The following is a 16,414-nucleotide window of genomic DNA, read 5'->3' on the forward strand; positions in this document are numbered from 1 at the left end:
TTTTTTCACCCTGACGGGGCTCGAAGCCGGACTCGCGCGCATTGACGGGGACGAGGCCGAGATCATCGTGCTGCTGGACCGCGCCACGAGTGAACTGTCGCCGCACGTGGATGCCTCGACGTTCGCCCTGTTCTGCGTTCCGGTGGTGAATCTGTTCAAGGTCCGCACCGCACCCGCGAAGCTGAAACAGGGCGACGGCCAAGCGCGGCTCGTGCCGGTCGAGAACAAGCCGCTGGACTACGAAGTTCATTCGGTGGAACGGGCCATTGGTCAGACTGATATCGAAGGGGACTCGGAGGAACTGCCTTTCTATCCGCTTCACGAGGCGCAGTTGCGCGACGAGGCAGAGCATGGACGCTATTTCACGGTGCGTCGAGAGCAGCACCTCAGCACGACCAAAGGACGTTCCTACGATACGCGCACGCCGTACATCAGCACCGATTCGTACTTGTCTCTGGTCGGCCGTGACGGACGGCCCTACGCGCCGGATGCATCCAGCCATAACGGCGAGGATGGCCGGATCAACTATCTGTCGCTCGATGCGTGGCTGACCAACCGGGATCTTCCGGGGCGCCTGCAGTGCAACGGCGTGAACGATCTGAGTCTGCCGGAATCGGCGCCGTTCTCCAGCGTGGGGTTGGTGCGTGCGCCCAGTCGCTCGATGCCGCCGCTCGCCGCGGGGCGCAAGGCGTGGCAGATGTATGCCCAGTTGAACATCGAATATGCGCACTTCGACGATCCCTACGACGAGCCGAATCCGGGCGAGGGCTTGCGCAGCTTGCTGCGGCTTTACGCGCCCGAGGATCGGGCTGGCCTCGCGCGTCAGGTCGAGAGCCTGACGGCTGCCACGCTTACGCCGGTCAATTGCGTGATGGCAGGCAGCGTGCCGCCCGTGGTACGCGCGCTCGAATGCGCGCTCACCTTCGACGAAGACGGTTTCGACGGCATGAGTCCTTACGCGCTGGGGCTGGTACTGGAGCACTACCTGGCCCGGCATGTGTCCGGCCACTCGTACACCAGGACGCTGCTGCGGTCGACCCGGCGTGGGCGTATCGCCAGTTGGCCGCCTCGAGCGGGCACGCGTGGAGCGATTTGACGCGACGGCTCAAATGCCCGCCCACATCGTGAATTCAAACAAAAAATCAGGAAGAAGCATCAGATGTTCAATCCGCTACAAAGCCGCACACTGAACGTGGCGTGCAAGGCGCTGCCCACCTGGGGCGGCGCGGATGTGCTCATCGCGCAGCGTGTGAGCGGCGTCGAGGCGCTCGGCAACCTGTGGCTCTTCAACGATGTGCTGCCTTGGTTCTATGCTTATGCCGCTGACTCGTTCGAGGCATGTGCGGCGTCGCGCAACAGCGAGAATTTCGTCGATCAGGTCAAGACCAATTTCATGCGGCAGAAGGGACATGCCGAATCGATCGACAAGATTCCCTATGTGGTTGATGGCAAGACGGGAGAGAAGAAGGCGAAGCTGGGCTACTTGAAACAGACGCCGATCGTGAAAGATGGATTTGATGCCGTTTCCGGGTGGGAATCAGCCGGAGATTCGAAGTCAAAGGCTAAATACTCCTTCGCCCATTTGATAGCAATTGCGCAGCATGAACAAGGTGAAGTGCTTCAAGGCCTGATCTACGACGATCCGAAGTTCCAATGGTGGTTGAAGGGACAGCGAGGGGCGCTGGCAGTATCGGACGATTCCGCAATCAGGAATTCGATTGAGACTTCTGCGGAAATGATGAATTACGGCCTATCCGCTGATGGCGCAGACAAGGCATTGATACCCGTTATCCGCGCACTGGTGCCAAATCTTCAACTCGTGTTAACTTCAGAGTACAAGACCGATGACATTGAATTTCGATCCGATGCGCCGGATAGAATGGTGCTTGAAGATTATCAGCAGCGTATGAGTTGGATTGTAGGAGCTGCCACGAAATATCATGGGCTTATGCAGAATCAGACTGAAAAAATGATCACGTATCTTTCTGCGATCAAATCTTGGGGGGGCGAAACAGATACTCCATGAAGAAAATTTCTACTCTCGTCCTGCTGACTATTGCAATCCTCCTGGGTACCTGGGCCGCCGTTCAGTCCTCGAACGGTCAGCGTATATCTAAACACAGCGAATATATGCTTTCACCACGCAAACTAATTCGACTCGGCAATCCGCAGCTTTCAGATCTGAATGGCCCGGGTTCGAGTGTCGAAAATCACCCATCGGGTACAACTTTCTACCAACACAACTGGACAAGGGGTAACCTTGGTACCGTGGAGTTTGCCCACGTACCATATAACTTTGTCGTAGACAATGTCTTGTCTGTGCTTGGTTTCGCGGACAAAGACGTGCCAGAGGGGATTTATGATTGGAGCATCAGCTTTGGCGTAAGCCCTGAACAGGCCGATACACATGAAGCCGCCCGTGATCGGGTTATGAGTCTCCTCGCTCAACTACGCGCAGCGGGATGGAAGCGTTACATTCCTGTGACTTTACCTCGTCTAAAAGGTAAGGAAGCTTGGCAATTTGGCTCATCCCCGAAGGGACGAACCATTTACTCGCTTGACTCGACCTACACGCCAACAATGGAAGAATGGAAGTCGGTCCTAGGAAGTCGCCCAACATGGTTGTTCCAGGCAGATGGCGTGTATCTCGAAGTCGTCGTCGACGAAAGTAACATGGGCGGCTTCGTTGGAAAAAGCACCTATTTGCTTGGTATAAAGGCCGAGAGTGAATATGCTTTCTTTGGCATCGGGTATTTCGGTGGGTTCGGTGGTGATCCGGAGAGAATCGACAACTGGAAGGCGCTAATTCCCGCCGAACTTGCAAAGTATCACAAGTATCGTCTCAAGACTGAGGCCGAATTGCGAACGGCGGGCTATACGATCGACACCACTTATCAGGATCCACCGATCAAAGCATTGCAAGTCACTTCGGATAGAACGAAATAAGGATATCTGAATGGAACGGGCAACAATGAACGGCAGCGCGCAAATCGTGGTCGGTGACACGACCAGCCACGGTGGCCGCGTTATTTCAGGCAGCCCTTCGTCGACCTGGAGCCGTGCGGAAATTCCGATTGCGCGTAAGGGCGATAAGGTGACCTGTCCCAAATGCGCGCCTCACTTATTCGAAATTGCGCAGGGACATGAGGGTAGCCTGGATTTCGGTGCGCCTGTTGCACTTGAGGGTCATGTGACGACATGTGGTGCGGTGTTGATCGCACGACTTGCTGACGCAGGTTAGTAGAGCCCGGGCGAAGAACCTGCCGTCCAAACCGATGGGCGTGAGCCCGCAGGGGGTTCCGGACGTGCAGGCGAACGACCACATGTTCCGCGTGCTTTCGCCCGGTGGCAAGCCACTTCCGGGCGTGGACTATGCTATCCAAACGGCATCAGGCGACGGCTGTCTGGGATGACATTGCCCGCAACCACGAAAAGCTCCTCGCGGTAACGACCGGATGAAACGTACAACCAATCCACAATGGAATTCGATATGCCCCTGCAAATAATTGTAGTCGGTGACGTCACTTCTCACGGAGGCAAGGTCATTACCGGCTCGGAGACGCATACGATCGGCGATAAACCAATTGGCCGCCTGCATGATCTCGTCGATTGCCCGGAAAAGTATCCGGACGGTCGCCCGCATGGACTCAACAAGATCATTGAAGCGGATCCAACCTTCATTGTCGGTGATCGGCCCGTTGCTTTGCACGGGCATCGTACAGAATGTGGGTGCACGCTTATCGGAAGTGTGTCGGCAGCCGTGGGCGACTGACGCGCTACGACAACGATCGATTCTTCAACTTCTACGTCGATCTGCTGACGCGCCCCGTCCCCGTGAAATTCCAGTAACGCCAAAATTTCAGCCCCGGCGGTGCAACCCGCCGGGCCTGAAAAGAAAGCATCAAACCTCAAGCTGCTCCAGCACCTTCCCCTTCGTCTCGATGCCCATGTAATGCACCGCGACGGCCGCAACCAGCGGCACCACAGCCAGCGCATAAAACGCGACATTCATATTCCCGCCCATCAACGTCTTGCCGACGAGCGCCGGCGCGAAGATCGCCGCGATCTTGAGCCATGCGCCGCCGAGGCCGCATCCGAACGCGCGGATGCTCGTCGGATAAAGCTCGGGCGTATAGACATAAGCGGTGATGAAGCCGCATGCCATGAAGCCGAGCGCGAGCGCGCAGAACGTCGCGACCACATACACCGACTGCATGACGAACACGCCCGCACACACCAGCGACACCGCGCACAACACGAACGACCAGTTGATGACCGGCTTGCGCCCGACCTTGTCGACGATCAGCGCGCACGTCAGCGAGCCGATCACGCCGAGCACGGACGCCGCCACCGCCAGATTCAGCGCGAGTTGCAACGGCGCGTGATAGACGGTCTTGTAGATCGTCTGCAGCCACGTCGAGAGGCCGTACTGAATCACGCCGCACGTCATCCACAGAAGCGCGACCGCGATCGTGCGCTTCAGATACGCCGGGCCGATCAGATCGAGGCGGCGGCGCTTCGGGTGACGGTTCGCCATCGCTTCGAACTCGGCGAGATTGCCGATCGGCGGCAGCGGCTGCTTCACGGTGGCTTCGAACGCGTTGAGCGCGTCGCCGGCTTCGCTCATGCGACCGCGCTCGCCGAGCCAGCGCGGCGATTCCGGCACCAGCGTGCGCAGCAGGAAGAACAGCAGGAGCGGCACGCCGCCGATGAAGTACATCACTTCCCAGCCGAAGCGCGGCACGATCCACGCGCCGAGCGCGTTCGATGCGAGCAGGCCGATCGGAAACACGATCTCATAGAGCAGCACGAAACGGCCGCGTCCATGCGCACGCGTGATCTCGTTGATGTACGTCGCCGCGACCGGCAACTCGCCGCCCAGCCCGAGCCCCTGCACGATGCGCAACGCGACGAACACCGCGAACGAAGGCGCGAAACCGCACGCGATGCTCGTCAGGCCGATGATGCCCGAGCTCCACGCGATGGACCGCACGCGCCCATAGCGTTCCGCGAGCGACGGGAACAGGAACGCGCCGATCAGTTGCCCGATCGAGCCCGACGCGATCAGAAAGCCGACCTGCCCCGGCGTAAGCCCCCATTTCTGGATGAGCAGCGGCAGCGTCGCCGCGATGACGATGACATCGAAGCCATCGAAGAAGGTCGCCGCGCCGATCAGAATACGCGCGCGCACCTGCATCGCGTTGGCGGGCAGCCGCTCGATGCGCGCGATGATCGATCCCTTCGTGACCGCGTGAGCGGCAGTGGCCGCGTCGGCGACTGTCGTGGCGGTGCCGCCGTGTTGAACGGCCGTATTGCCCATGCTCCTCATGCCTGCTCCCGTCTGTGTGTTATGCGAGTGCTTTCGCGGTGTCCGCGAGCGCTGCAATATCGACCGCGCGCCCCTGACTCATCCATTTCTTCGCGACCTTGAGATCGCGCGTCGCGTTGATCGCGATGACGCCGCGCAATGCATCGCCCTCGAAGAAGAACAGCGACGCGCGACGCGCGTCCAGATCGCCGCGCACGACCGGCACCGCGCCCGCCGGAATGTCGCCGAGAATCTGTAGGTTCACGTCGTACTGATCCGACCAGAACCACGGAATCTCGGCATACGGCGTGCGCACGCCGAGCACCGCGCGCGCCGTCGCGATCGCCTGGTTCTGCGCGTTCGCCCACGATTCGAGGCGCACGCGGCGCTTGAGCCACGCGTTCGGATGATTGGCGACGTCGCCGCACGCGAACACATGCGCATCGTTCGTCGCGCCGAATTCATCGACGACGATGCCATCGTTCACGTCGATGCCCGCGCGCTCGGCAATCGCCGTATGCGGCGTCAATCCGATGCCCGCGACCGCGAAATCGGCATCGACCGTCGTGCCGTCTGCGAGTTGCGCGCGCACGCCGTTGCCGAAGTCATCGAGCGACACGAGCGAAGCATTGAGCCGCACATCGACGCCGTTGTCGCGATGCAGCTTCAACAGAAAATCGGACACGCTCTCAGGCACCGAACGTCCGCACAGACGCGGCGCGCCTTCGATCACCGTCACGTCGACGCCGAGCTTCTTCGCGGTCGCCGCGACTTCGAGGCCGATCCATCCGCCGCCGATCACGACGAGCCGCTTGCTATGGCTTTCGCGCAGACGCTTGCCGATGAGCATCGCGTCGTCGAGCGTGCGCAGATAGGCGAGATGCGAAGTCTTCACGAGCGACGCCGGCAGACGCCGCGCCGCGCCGCCCGTCGCGATGACGAGGCGGTCGTAGCGCACTTCGCGTCCGCTCGCGGTGCGCACGATGCGCGCGTCGCGATCGATCGATGCCGCGCATTCCGGCTGCCACGCTTCGACGTTCAGCTCGGCGAACGCGTCGTGATCGACGAGCCGCACGGTGTCGATATCCGCATCGCCCGCGAGCACGGCCTTCGACAGCGGCGGGCGCTCATAAGGGAGATGAATCTCGTCGGCGATCATCACGAGGCGGCCGTCGAAGCCTTCCTTGCGCAGCGTTTTCACGATCCAGCCCGCCGCCTGTCCGCCACCGATCACCACGACCGTTTGAAGATCAGCCATTTTTGCGCTCCGTCATGAACTTGCCTTCCGGCGCCTTCGCGTCTTTCTGGCGGCGCGTGTTGCCGTCGAGACCGCCATCGACGGCCCATTCCGCGAACACGGTCGGGCCGGGCTCGAAATCGCGCGGCTGCCATTCGGGCGTGAGCACGTCTTCATCGGCGTAATACTCGATGAGTCCGCCCGCCGGATTCTTGAAGTACCAGAAGTACGCCGACGAAACCGGATGACGTCCCGGCCCGAGTTGTGTCGTCCAGCCGCAGCGGCTGATGTGCAGGCCGCCGCCGAATACTTCGTGGATATCGCGCACGGTGAACGCGACGTGATTCAGGCCGCGCTTGCCATCGGGCAATTGCAAAAGAAACAGGTCGTGATGACCGCCGTGCGGCGCGCAGCGCATGAACGCGCCGCGGCCCGGATATCGATCCGATGTCTCGAAGCCGAGCAGCTCGTGATAGAACTTCTCCTGCTCCGCGACACAGTTCGTGAAGAACACGACGTGTCCCACTTCCACCGGCTCCGCGCGTTCGTACACGGGACTCGGCGTATCGACGCGCAGGGTTTGGCCCCACACGTTCGAAGGCGAGCCCTTCACGTCGATGTCGCGCTTCTTCGTGACTTCGACGCGAATCGCCATGCCGTTCGGGTCGATGCAGCCGACCGCGTCATCCGTTTCGACGTGGCCGGGCTGGCCCGCGAAGCGTCCGCGCAATGCGTCGAGTTCTTCGCGCGTCGCGACGGCCCACGTGACTTCGCGCAGCGTCGGACCGCCTTCGAAGGCGGGCGGAAGCGCGGGGTCATCGGACAGCGCGAGCAGCACTTCGCAGCCGTTCAGGGTTTCGAAACGCGCGCGCGTTTCGTCGTGCGCGACTTCTTTCAGGCCCCAGTCGGCGAAAAAGCGCCGGCAGGTGTCGAGGTCCGTCACGCCGTAGGTGATTCGTTCAATGCCGAGAATCGTCATGGCAACTCCTTCAGTTCGCCCACGGCAGCGGGGCATCGTTCAAGCCCCAGTACAGGCTCTTCTGCTGCATGTATTCGCGCAGGCCCAGACGGCCTTTCTCGCGTCCCATGCCGCTGTCTTTCCAGCCGCCGAAAGGCGTCGAAATCGAAAACTGCTTGTAGGTGTTGATCCAGACCGTGCCGGTGTTCAATGCACGCGACATCTTCCACGCGCGCTTGTAGTCCCGCGTCCAGATGCCTGCCGCGAGGCCGAACACGCTGTCGTTCGCCTGGTCGAGCAGCGCGGCTTCGTCGTCGAAGGGCAGGGCGGCGAGCACCGGTCCGAAGATCTCTTCCTGACACATGCGCGCATCGTTGCTAAGACCTTCGATGATCGTCGGCAGATAGAAGAAGCCTTTCTCGCGGCCGTCGCCCGTGGGACGTTCGCCGCCGCACAGGAGCGTGCCGCCTTCTTCGAGACCGAGCGCGACGAAGCGCTCGATGCTTTCGCGATGCTGTCCCGTGATGAGCGGGCCCATCTGCGTGTTCTCGCGCGTCGGGTCGCCGACGCGCAGCTTCCTCGCGCCATCGACGAGCCGCGCCATGAACTCGCCGTACACCTTGCGCTCGACAAAGAGCCGCGAACCCGCGATGCACGATTCACCCGACGAACTGAAGATGCCGTAAAGCACGCCGTTCACCGCGTGATCGAGATCGGCATCGGCGTACACGATGGTCGGCGACTTGCCGCCGAGTTCGAGCGACACCGGCATCAGCTTCTCGGCGGCCAGCCGCGCGATGCCGCGACCGACTTCCGTGCCGCCCGTGAACGCGACCTTCTTCACGAGCGGATGCCGCACGAGCGCATCGCCGATCACGGAACCTTTGCCCGGCAACACGCTGACGACGCCCTTCGGCACGCCCGCTTCCTCGCAGATGCGCGCAAGTGCGAGCGATGCGAGCGGCGTTACTTCGGCGGGCTTCAGCACGACGGCGTTGCCGGCGGCGAGCGCGGGCGCGAGCTTCTGCGCGTCGGAAGCGATCGGCGAATTCCACGGCGTGATCGCCGCGATGACGCCGAGCGGCTCGTGCACGCTCATCGTCAGATAGTCGCCGCGCGAGGGCGTGAGTTCTTCTTCGAGCGTTTCGAGGCACGACGCGAAGTAGCGGAACGTGCTCGCCGCACTCGTGACGAGCGCGCGCGTTTCGCTGATCGGCTTGCCGTTGTCGCGGCGCTGCAATTGCGCGAGCGCTTCGTGGCGCGCTTCGATCAGACCTGCGATGCGATGCAGAACGGCGGCCCGTTGATGCGGCTTCAATCCGGCCCAGTCGGCCTTTCTATAAGCGCGATCCGCGATCTCGACGGCTTCGCGCGCATCGTCGGCGTTCGCCGTGCTGATTTCCGCGTTGACGCTCTGATCGGCGGGATAGATGCTCGCGTACTGATTGCCACGCCCCTGGCGCCATTCGCCGCCGATAAAGATATCGCCGGACGTCACGAGCGAAGTGTCGGGATGATTCATCGTTCAAAAACTCCTTCAGATGACGCAGCGCGCGGCGCGATTGCGCAACGCACGGATCGCGCTGAACGCGGTGAGCGCGGATGTCTTGGGATTCGACGGCAGCGGCTTGCCGCACATTTCGAGCGACATCTCGCCGAACGCGCCGCGCGCGACGATGCGATGCACGTTGCGCTCGACGGCCGGATCGGCGATCAGCCGCACGCGCGTGCCGTCGAGCCCGAGCCCGGCCAGCGCGATGGTCGCCGCGACGTTCGCGTTCTTCGGATAGAGCCGCGCGGCATCGCGTGCGGTCCCTTCGAAGATGACCTTCTCGGCCGTCAGCGACCTCAGATCGCACACGCTTTCGGCGGGCGTGCCGAGCCAGCCGAGCGGCGGCTTGCGGCCCGTGTATTGCACGTCGTCGAGACCGCCTTCCTTCGCCGCGGCGAGCGCATCGACGCCGCCGATCGCGCCCGACAACAGCGTGATCGTGGCCGCGCCTTCATCGGCGGCGCGGGAGAGCGCATCGAGAAGGCCGGCTTCGGACAGCGCGCCGATCGATGCGACCGCGCAATCCGTGCCCGACTTCAACAGCGGCACGACGTGATCGACGAGCGCCGCGTGTCCCGCGCATTCGAGCGCGAACTCGGGATGGCTCGCGAGCGCATCGACGTGCGACACGACATCGACGTGATCGCCGAGCACCGAGCGCACGTGATCGCGATCGTGCTCCGGCACGATGACATGCGAGATGCGCACGAGCGGATCGTTATCGAGCGCCTGGAACACCGCCCTGCCGATCGCGCCGAAGCCGATCATCGCGATGTCGATCGCGTGCTGTGCGCGACGGGGATCACGCATATTCCGGCTCCTTCGGCTCTTCCTTCTTCACCGGCGGGCCTGCGAACGCGGTCGCGAACGAGCCGACCGACAGCATGTCCACTTCGACGAGCACCGGACCGTCGATGGCGAGGCCTTCGCGCACGATGTCATCGGTCTGATCGAGCGACGTGATGCGGCGATGCGCGAGGCCGAGGCTCGCGCAGAACTGCGCGAAATCCGGCTGATGCAGATCGACGAACATGCGGCGTCCGCCGTACTGCGCGTCCTGAATGTTGCGGATGACGCCATAGCATTGATCGTTCATCAGCACGATCATCACGTTCGCCTTCTCCTGCACGGCCGTGGCGAGTTCGCCGACATTGACCATCAGGCCACCATCGCCGACGAGCGCGACGGTCTTCTTCGCCGCGCCCGAAAGCGCCGCGCCGATCGCCATCTGCATGCCCTGGCCGATGCCGCCGCCGAGCGCATGAACGCCCGCACGCGGATTGAAGATCTTCAGCAGGCGATTGCCCCACGTGCTGTTCGAGATCGTCACGTCGCGGACCCAGTTGTAATCGCGGCCGACCGCGCGTTGCAGCGAATCGACGAGACGCTTGTACGGCCCCAGTCCCTTCGATACTTCCGCGACCGCCGTTTCGCGCGCGGCGGCGAGATCGCCCGCGAACGCCGGATCGATACGGATGCGGCCTTCGAGCAGCGTCGCGAGTTCGTCGAGCACGCGCGATGCGTCGCCATGCACGAACAGTTCGTTGCGATAGCCACGGCTGTCGGCGAGCGCATCGGCGTCGATGCGATAGAGCGGTTGCGGCAGCGCGAGCTTGTACTTCAGCGTTTCGTTGCCGCGCAGACGCGAGCCGACGACGACGAGCGCATCGCACGTCTTGTAGAACGCTTCGACCGACGGATGCACGTTGAACGCGCCGAGCGTCGCCGGATGATCTTCCGGCAGCACGCCGCGTCCCTGCACGCTCGTCACCACGCCGAAGCCGAGCTTCACCAGCCGCTCGACTGCGCCGCGCGCATGACGCGTGCCGCCGCCGAGCCACAGCAGCGGGCGCTTCGCGTTCGTGAGCGCATCGGCGAGTTGCTTCACGCGCAGGCTGTCGTGCGTGAGGGCGCCGACGTGCGGAGCGGCCAGATCGGCGGGCCATTCGATTTCGGCGGCCTGGATGTCGATCGGAATCTCGACGCTCACCGGACCCGCAGGCGCGGTCAGCGCGACGCGCACGGCTTCGCGGATCGTCGGCAATGCGGTTTCGACCGTGCGCACCCGGAACGCGGCCTTCGAGATCGATTGCAGCATCGACAACTGATCGGGCGCTTCGTGGATATACGCGAGGTCCTGATCGAGATATTCGGTTTCGATCTGCCCCGTGACATGCAGCAGCGCCGTGCCCGCGGTCAGGGCTTCGACCATCGCGCCCGCCGCGTTGCCGGCGGCGGTGCCCGTCGACGTGAACGCGACGCCCAGTTCGCCCGAGACACGCGCGAGGCCATCGGCCATGTTCAGCGCGCCCGCTTCGCCGCGTGCGCCGACATAGCGGATATTGCCGCGACGGCCGATCGCATCGAGGATCGGCATGTTGTGAATCGAGATCACGCCGAACGCCGTGCGCACACCGCATTGTTCGAGGAACGCGGCGATCAGTTCGCCGACCGTGGTTTTCTTAGACATGACGAGCAAAGCCTCCGGAAACATCGATATGGCTGCCGGTCGTGTACGACGACAGCGTTGTTGCGAGATAAAAGAGCGCCTGCGCCGCTTCTTCGGGAAGCCCGAAGCGGCCGAGCGGAATGTTCTTCTTGCGCGCGAGTTCGCCGGTCCATTCCTGCCAGCTTTGACGCGGCTCTTGCGCCTGTTGGAAATAGTCCTGGTAACGCCGCTTCCACTGCCCCGATTCGACGATGCCGATCAGAATCGAATTCACGCGGATGCGTTGCGGCGCGAGTTCCGTCGCGAGCGATTTCACGAGGCTCAGCACGCCCGCTCTCGCCGATGAAGTCGCCACCATGTGCGGCTCCGGCTGCAACGCGAGCAGTGAGTTCACGCAGACGATCGCGGGCGAGGGCGCGTCTTTCAGCATCGGCAGAAAGGCGCGCGTCGGACGGATGATGCTGAAGTACTTCAGCTCCAGTTCGTCGCGCCAGGCGTCGTCGGTCGTATCGGCGAAGGTGGACACGCGGCCTTGTCCCGCGTTGTTCACCAGCATGTCGACGCGGCCGAAGCGTTCCTCGATGCGTGACGCGAAGGCATTCACCTGGTTTTCGTCGAGCACATCGCAACGTGACGCGAGCAATTGCGCTTGCGGAAATTCCTTGGCGAGCGCGGCTTGTGCGGCTTCGAGCCGTTCGCCGTCTCGTCCGCAGATGGCGACTGACGCGCCCGCTTGCAAAAACAAACGCGCCGTCGCGTAGCCGATGCCCGACGATCCGCCGGTCACGACCGCGACCTGCCCTGAAAGATCGATCTGAATCATTGCAACCCCAGAGACTTCATGTATCGGCTCGACGCTGAAGCGCGCGCGGCCGGACGATAGTTGAGACGCATCGAGAGCGCATCGGCGGCTTCGCGAACCTTGTCGATGAGGCCGCTGCCGAGCAATGCGGCATCGATTTCCGGACGCGGGATCGTCGTCGTGATGACGGCGACGATGCGCCCCGTGTCGTTGCGAACCGGCGCGGTGACGACCGAAATGCCGCGCTCGAACGACGATTGACTCGTCGCGTAGCCGCGTTCGGCGTCCTCTTTCACGCGCTCGAAGAGTTCTTCCACGGTCTCAGGCGTCGACTTCGTGAAGCGCTCCAGATGCTGTTCCGGATAGAGCGCGCGCAATTCATCGAGCGAGAGATCGCCCATCAGAACGTGACCGTGCGTGGTGGCATGCGCGGGCAGGCGCGTGCCGACGTTCACCTTCACCGAGCTGAAGATCGGCGCATGACTCTGCGCTTTCGCCACGAACACGACATCGCGGCCATCGCGAATCAGGATGTGACTCGTGAGGCCGGTCGCATCGCGCAACGCTTCGATGATCGGCAGGCCGAGATCGGTCAGTTCGAGCGAGCTCAGGTATTCGAAGCCGAGACGCAGGACGGCCACTCCCAGGCGATAGTTGCGGTCCTTGTCGGCGCGCTCCAGAAAGCCGAGCGATTCGAGCGTTTGCAGCAGCCGGAAAACCGTCGTGCGCGGAATGCCGAGGCGTCGCGACAGTTCCGGCGCGCCGAGCACGGGTTCGCGCGGCGAGAACTCGGTGAGGATCTTCAGTCCGCGTTCGAGGCCCGGCACGATGTAAGTCGGTTCGCCCTTGTCGGCGTCTTCGGTGGCGATGGATGTCATTGCGGTACTCCGTCTTTCATGTGACATTCGATGCCCTGGCAAAACGAATCGATCAGCGCCGTATAGGCGGCGGGTGATTCGACATAACCCGCGTGTCCGGCACGCGGCATGACTTGCAGGCTGACATGCGCGGCCTGCGCGATGGGCGCGCACGCGGCGGGCGGCGTGATCGCGTCTTCCGCGCCGACCGCCACCGCGATGCGTCCATGAAAGCGCGCGACATCCGCTGCGAGGTCCGCGTTCGCGAGCAGATGCGTCGCTTGTGCGTAACCTTCGGGGACGATGCGCGCCATGTTCCAGCGGACCCATTCGCGCGCGGTGTCATCGGCGTATTGCGAAACCATGTTCGCGCTGCGCTCGCGTGCGAGTCCTTGCGGACCGAGCTCGTTCAGCATCTTCAAACGCGCATCGCGTTTCGATTCGCGCAGTTGCTTCGATGCAGCGCCGTAACCCGCAGCGGGCGATATCAGCAGCAAGCCCGCGACACGCTCCGGCGCATTTGCGGCAAACGAGCCCGCGACGATCGCGCCGAGCGAATGACCGACGAGCACGCAACGCGTGATATTCAGCGCATCGAGCCACGCGCGCAGTGCATTCGCATAGTCGGAAGCAAGCGGCGATTCATGCGCCACGCGAGCGGACGCGCCATAGCCCGGCGCATCCCACGCGAGCACGCGACGCTTCGCGCCGAGCACGTCGAGTTGCCGAACCCACGACGCCGCGCCCGACCCGATCCCGTGCAGCAACACGACGGGCACGGTGTGCAGATGCGACGCACCTGCTTCGCGATAAGCCGTGATGCCGTGCGCGGTATCGATGTGCATGTCCGGAAAGCGCGCAAGCGTCTCGATGTTCATCGCAGCCTCAGCGTTTGAGCTTCGCCAAGGGCGAATCGGGCGGATATGTCGGCGTGATCGGCTTCGATGCGCCGAGCATCACGCACATCAGCGCGTCTTCCTCGCCGATGTTGATCTCCGTGCGATACACGCCGGGCGGCACCGAGATGAGATCGCGCTCGCCGAGCACGGCTTCCCACGTCTGTCCGTCCTTCTCGCAGACCACCTTCATCTTTCCGCGCAGCACGAAGAAAATCTCTTCGACGTCGATATGAATATGGCTCGGCCCGATGTTGCCTGCGGGAATGACCATCGTCGAAAACGTGAAGCTGCCCGAGGGGACCGTGTTCATGTCCTTCGCGACGCCCGTGCCGCCCGTGCCCACATAGCGCATCTGCGCGCGGCGATACTTCGGGTCGTAATCGGCCTGGAACTTGAGCGCGTCCCAGTCGTAGCGGCGCGTTTCGAGGCGCGCGACGCGCGAGTCCATCCATTGCTCGAAGCTCGCGTCGGCGGGCTGATCCCACGATTTGCGTTCGATGTCTGCATCGGCCATTGCTTTCTCCAGGTTCTAGGTAGAGCGAATCAATTCATCACGAAGCCGCCGTTCACCGGCAGCAACTGGCCCGTCACGAAGCGCGCCGCATCCGAGAGCAGGAACAGCACGGGGCCGTTCACGTCGTCGGGTGTTTGCGCGCGCGTCAGTGCGCGGCCTTTGAGGTAGTACTCGTGGCGCTCGGCGGGCACGTAAGCGGTGGCTTCCACTTCCGTGAGGCCGGGCGCGATTGCGTTGACGGTCACGTTGCTCGCGCCGAACTCGCGGGCGAGCGAACGCGTCATCGCGATCACGGCGCCCTTGCTCGCGACGTAGGCGAGCAGCTTCGGCGCGCCCCACAACGCCGTATCCGATGCGATATTCACGATCGCGCCGCGCCCCGATTCCTTCAGATGCGGCAGGCACGCGACGCTCATGAGCCACGAGCCGCGCACGTTGACGTTCATCACGGCGTCCCACGTTTGCGGCGTAAGTTCATCGGCGGACTTCCCGCCCGAGTTCGTGATCGCGGCGTTGTTGATGAGGGCGTCGAGTCCGCCCAGCGCCTTCACGCTTGCTTCGACGAATGCGGCGATGCTCTGCGGCTCGTTCAGATCGAGCGGGAAGAAGTGCGCATTCGGCAGATCACGTGCGAGCGCCTCGCCTTCCGCATGCAGCACATCGCCGAACGCGACACGCGCGCCGCTCTCGACGAGCGCTTTGACGAACGCCGCGCCGAGTCCGCGAGCGCCGCCTGTCACGAGCACGCGGCGGCCATCGAGCGCATCACGCATGAGCGTGCTCCGGGTTCTTCGGCAGCGCGTCGAGCGCGGCGAGATGCTGCTGCGCGCGTTGCTTGAGCATGCGGCGCACACGCGTCATGCCGACATCGTGCTGATAGAGGAATTCGTGATTGCGCGCGTCCGGCGCGAGGCTTTCGAGCACGTAGCGGTCTTGTTCCAGCACGGCCCAATGCAGCCCTTCGAGACGATTGCGATACAGGAAACGCCATGCATCGCGCTGCCATCCCGACACCTTCCGGGTGCGCCAGAAATAGACCTGGCAGTTGTCGTCATCGACGGGCGTAGCGAAGCCGATGATCCCGAAGTTGCCGCCCGGACCGAACTTCTTCTTGTACGGAATCGCGAGACGCATCCACAGGCAGCCGGTTTCGCCGAGCTCGACCCAGTCGAAGTTCACGTCGCGCTGATTCACCTTCTCGAACATGAGGCCGGTTTCGGTCTTGCGCACGCGCATGTCGGCCTGCTTGTCGCCTTCGGCCATCGAGTGCGACGTCGCGTGCAGATACGCACCGTGCATCGGGTCCATCACGTTGTCGATCGCGTACTGGTAATTGCACTTCCAGTGCGACATGCACAGGAAGCTCGCGTATTCGTCGCCGACGAGTTCTTCCGGCAGCACGAGCGGCGCGGGTTCCTTATTGGCGTCGTCGCCGAACCAGAGAAAGATCGCGCCCGCATGTTCTTCGACGGGATACGACTTCACGCACTTCTGACCTTCGAGCGGGCACGCCGACACGGCGGGCACTTTCTGCACGGTGCCGCTGCCATCGATTTCGATGCCGTGATACCAGCATGCGACGCTGCCGCCGAGATTCCAGCCGAGCGACAGACGCGCGCCGCGATGCGGGCAGCGGTCTTCGAGCGCGTGCACTTTGCCTTCGTTGTCGCGCCAGAGCACGATCTGATCGCCGAGGCGCGTGAGGCCGATGGGCGCGTTCGCCACTTGCCAGCTCGGCGCGACGGGATACCAGTAGTTACGCAAGCCGCGATCGAGATAAGCCTGAACGGGATCGGCGGCGGCGGATGTTTGCTGAGGGGACGTCATGGGGAAAAGCT

General features: G+C 63.0%; 17 protein-coding genes. 5 read left to right on the forward strand and 12 right to left on the reverse strand.

Going from position 1 to position 16,414, the window contains the following annotated elements; genetic code table 11:
• The 5 genes from QCE73_RS14940 to QCE73_RS14960 form a co-directional block, all read left to right on the forward strand.
• On the forward strand, positions 1–1,096 hold a 1,096-nt coding region (locus QCE73_RS14940), incomplete at its 5' end, for a type VI secretion system baseplate subunit TssF (protein WP_309882033.1).
• Positions 1,097–1,159: 63 nt separating this feature from the next.
• Positions 1,160–2,026 carry a DUF2515 family protein gene (locus QCE73_RS14945; protein ID WP_309882034.1) on the forward strand — a complete coding sequence of 289 codons (867 nt, stop codon included), beginning with the start codon at positions 1,160–1,162 and terminating at the stop codon, positions 2,024–2,026.
• Positions 2,023–2,946, forward strand: coding sequence for a hypothetical protein (locus tag QCE73_RS14950; RefSeq protein ID WP_309882036.1), 924 nt, complete (start codon positions 2,023–2,025; stop codon positions 2,944–2,946). The genes QCE73_RS14945 and QCE73_RS14950 overlap by 4 nt, the downstream gene beginning before the upstream one ends.
• Positions 2,947–2,971: 25 nt before the next feature.
• Positions 2,972–3,241, forward strand: a complete 270-nt coding sequence (locus QCE73_RS14955) for a PAAR domain-containing protein (RefSeq protein WP_309883115.1) — start codon at positions 2,972–2,974, stop codon at positions 3,239–3,241.
• A 249-nt stretch (positions 3,242–3,490) separates the two neighbouring features.
• Complete coding sequence (locus QCE73_RS14960) at positions 3,491–3,772, forward strand: PAAR domain-containing protein (protein ID WP_309883116.1); 282 nt, start codon at positions 3,491–3,493, stop codon at positions 3,770–3,772.
• A 129-nt stretch (positions 3,773–3,901) separates the two neighbouring features.
• Here the strand turns inward: QCE73_RS14960 and QCE73_RS14965 are convergent, their stop codons facing one another.
• The 12 genes from QCE73_RS14965 to QCE73_RS15020 are packed head-to-tail and all read right to left on the reverse strand — an operon-like array spanning position 3,902 to position 16,403.
• Positions 3,902–5,320, reverse strand: a complete 1,419-nt coding sequence (locus tag QCE73_RS14965) for an MFS transporter (protein ID WP_404989785.1) — start codon at positions 5,318–5,320, stop codon at positions 3,902–3,904.
• A 28-nt stretch (positions 5,321–5,348) separates the two neighbouring features.
• Positions 5,349–6,566 carry an FAD-dependent oxidoreductase gene (locus tag QCE73_RS14970; protein ID WP_309882037.1) on the reverse strand — a complete coding sequence of 406 codons (1,218 nt, stop codon included), beginning with the start codon at positions 6,564–6,566 and terminating at the stop codon, positions 5,349–5,351.
• Positions 6,559–7,524, reverse strand: a complete 966-nt coding sequence (locus tag QCE73_RS14975) for a VOC family protein (RefSeq protein WP_035500218.1) — start codon at positions 7,522–7,524, stop codon at positions 6,559–6,561. The genes QCE73_RS14970 and QCE73_RS14975 overlap by 8 nt, the downstream gene beginning before the upstream one ends.
• A 10-nt stretch (positions 7,525–7,534) precedes the next feature.
• Positions 7,535–9,025, reverse strand: coding sequence for an aldehyde dehydrogenase (locus tag QCE73_RS14980; RefSeq protein WP_309882039.1), 1,491 nt, complete (start codon positions 9,023–9,025; stop codon positions 7,535–7,537).
• A 15-nt stretch (positions 9,026–9,040) separates the two neighbouring features.
• Entirely contained in the window at positions 9,041–9,865 is an 825-nt protein-coding gene (locus QCE73_RS14985; protein WP_309882041.1) for an aspartate dehydrogenase, read from the reverse strand.
• Complete coding sequence (locus tag QCE73_RS14990) at positions 9,858–11,525, reverse strand: thiamine pyrophosphate-binding protein (protein ID WP_309882043.1); 1,668 nt, start codon at positions 11,523–11,525, stop codon at positions 9,858–9,860. The genes QCE73_RS14985 and QCE73_RS14990 overlap by 8 nt, the downstream gene beginning before the upstream one ends.
• Positions 11,518–12,327 carry an SDR family oxidoreductase gene (locus QCE73_RS14995; protein WP_309882045.1) on the reverse strand — a complete coding sequence of 270 codons (810 nt, stop codon included), beginning with the start codon at positions 12,325–12,327 and terminating at the stop codon, positions 11,518–11,520. Before QCE73_RS14995 ends, QCE73_RS14990 begins: the two co-directional genes overlap by 8 nt.
• On the reverse strand, positions 12,324–13,184 hold the full coding sequence (locus QCE73_RS15000; RefSeq protein WP_309882047.1) for an IclR family transcriptional regulator: 861 nt from the start codon (positions 13,182–13,184) through the stop codon (positions 12,324–12,326). The genes QCE73_RS14995 and QCE73_RS15000 overlap by 4 nt, the downstream gene beginning before the upstream one ends.
• The gene (locus tag QCE73_RS15005) at positions 13,181–14,041 is read right to left on the reverse strand and encodes an alpha/beta fold hydrolase (protein WP_309882048.1); all 861 of its coding nucleotides are present in this window, start codon (positions 14,039–14,041) and stop codon (positions 13,181–13,183) included. Before QCE73_RS15005 ends, QCE73_RS15000 begins: the two co-directional genes overlap by 4 nt.
• 7 nt (positions 14,042–14,048) lie before the next feature.
• A complete protein-coding gene (locus QCE73_RS15010) occupies positions 14,049–14,576 on the reverse strand; it encodes a cupin domain-containing protein (RefSeq protein WP_035500207.1) in 528 nt (175 codons plus the stop codon).
• A gap of 29 nt (positions 14,577–14,605) precedes the next feature.
• Positions 14,606–15,349: an SDR family oxidoreductase gene (locus QCE73_RS15015; protein WP_309882050.1), complete on the reverse strand. Its 744-nt coding sequence runs from the start codon at positions 15,347–15,349 to the stop codon at positions 14,606–14,608.
• On the reverse strand, positions 15,342–16,403 hold the full coding sequence (locus tag QCE73_RS15020; RefSeq protein WP_309882052.1) for an aromatic ring-hydroxylating dioxygenase subunit alpha: 1,062 nt from the start codon (positions 16,401–16,403) through the stop codon (positions 15,342–15,344). Before QCE73_RS15020 ends, QCE73_RS15015 begins: the two co-directional genes overlap by 8 nt.
• Positions 16,404–16,414: the final 11 nt, after the last annotated feature.

The sequence above is a fragment of the Caballeronia sp. LZ029 genome (assembly GCF_031451275.1).
In the GTDB taxonomy this organism is placed as follows: Bacteria; Pseudomonadota; Gammaproteobacteria; order Burkholderiales; family Burkholderiaceae; genus Caballeronia; species Caballeronia jiangsuensis.

Coding starts and splice junctions, on each gene's coding strand:
- QCE73_RS14945 (WP_309882034.1), top strand. CDS start 1,160: ATGTTCAATCCGCTACAAAGCCGCACACTGAACGTGGCGTGCAAGGCG.
- QCE73_RS14950 (WP_309882036.1), top strand. CDS start 2,023: ATGAAGAAAATTTCTACTCTCGTCCTGCTGACTATTGCAATCCTCCTG.
- QCE73_RS14955 (WP_309883115.1), top strand. CDS start 2,972: ATGAACGGCAGCGCGCAAATCGTGGTCGGTGACACGACCAGCCACGGT.
- QCE73_RS14960 (WP_309883116.1), top strand. CDS start 3,491: ATGCCCCTGCAAATAATTGTAGTCGGTGACGTCACTTCTCACGGAGGC.
- QCE73_RS14965 (WP_404989785.1), bottom strand. CDS start 5,320: ATGGGCAATACGGCCGTTCAACACGGCGGCACCGCCACGACAGTCGCC.
- QCE73_RS14970 (WP_309882037.1), bottom strand. CDS start 6,566: ATGGCTGATCTTCAAACGGTCGTGGTGATCGGTGGCGGACAGGCGGCG.
- QCE73_RS14975 (WP_035500218.1), bottom strand. CDS start 7,524: ATGACGATTCTCGGCATTGAACGAATCACCTACGGCGTGACGGACCTC.
- QCE73_RS14980 (WP_309882039.1), bottom strand. CDS start 9,025: ATGAATCATCCCGACACTTCGCTCGTGACGTCCGGCGATATCTTTATC.
- QCE73_RS14985 (WP_309882041.1), bottom strand. CDS start 9,865: ATGCGTGATCCCCGTCGCGCACAGCACGCGATCGACATCGCGATGATC.
- QCE73_RS14990 (WP_309882043.1), bottom strand. CDS start 11,525: ATGTCTAAGAAAACCACGGTCGGCGAACTGATCGCCGCGTTCCTCGAA.
- QCE73_RS14995 (WP_309882045.1), bottom strand. CDS start 12,327: ATGATTCAGATCGATCTTTCAGGGCAGGTCGCGGTCGTGACCGGCGGA.
- QCE73_RS15000 (WP_309882047.1), bottom strand. CDS start 13,184: ATGACATCCATCGCCACCGAAGACGCCGACAAGGGCGAACCGACTTAC.
- QCE73_RS15005 (WP_309882048.1), bottom strand. CDS start 14,041: ATGAACATCGAGACGCTTGCGCGCTTTCCGGACATGCACATCGATACC.
- QCE73_RS15010 (WP_035500207.1), bottom strand. CDS start 14,576: ATGGCCGATGCAGACATCGAACGCAAATCGTGGGATCAGCCCGCCGAC.
- QCE73_RS15015 (WP_309882050.1), bottom strand. CDS start 15,349: ATGCGTGATGCGCTCGATGGCCGCCGCGTGCTCGTGACAGGCGGCGCT.
- QCE73_RS15020 (WP_309882052.1), bottom strand. CDS start 16,403: ATGACGTCCCCTCAGCAAACATCCGCCGCCGCCGATCCCGTTCAGGCT.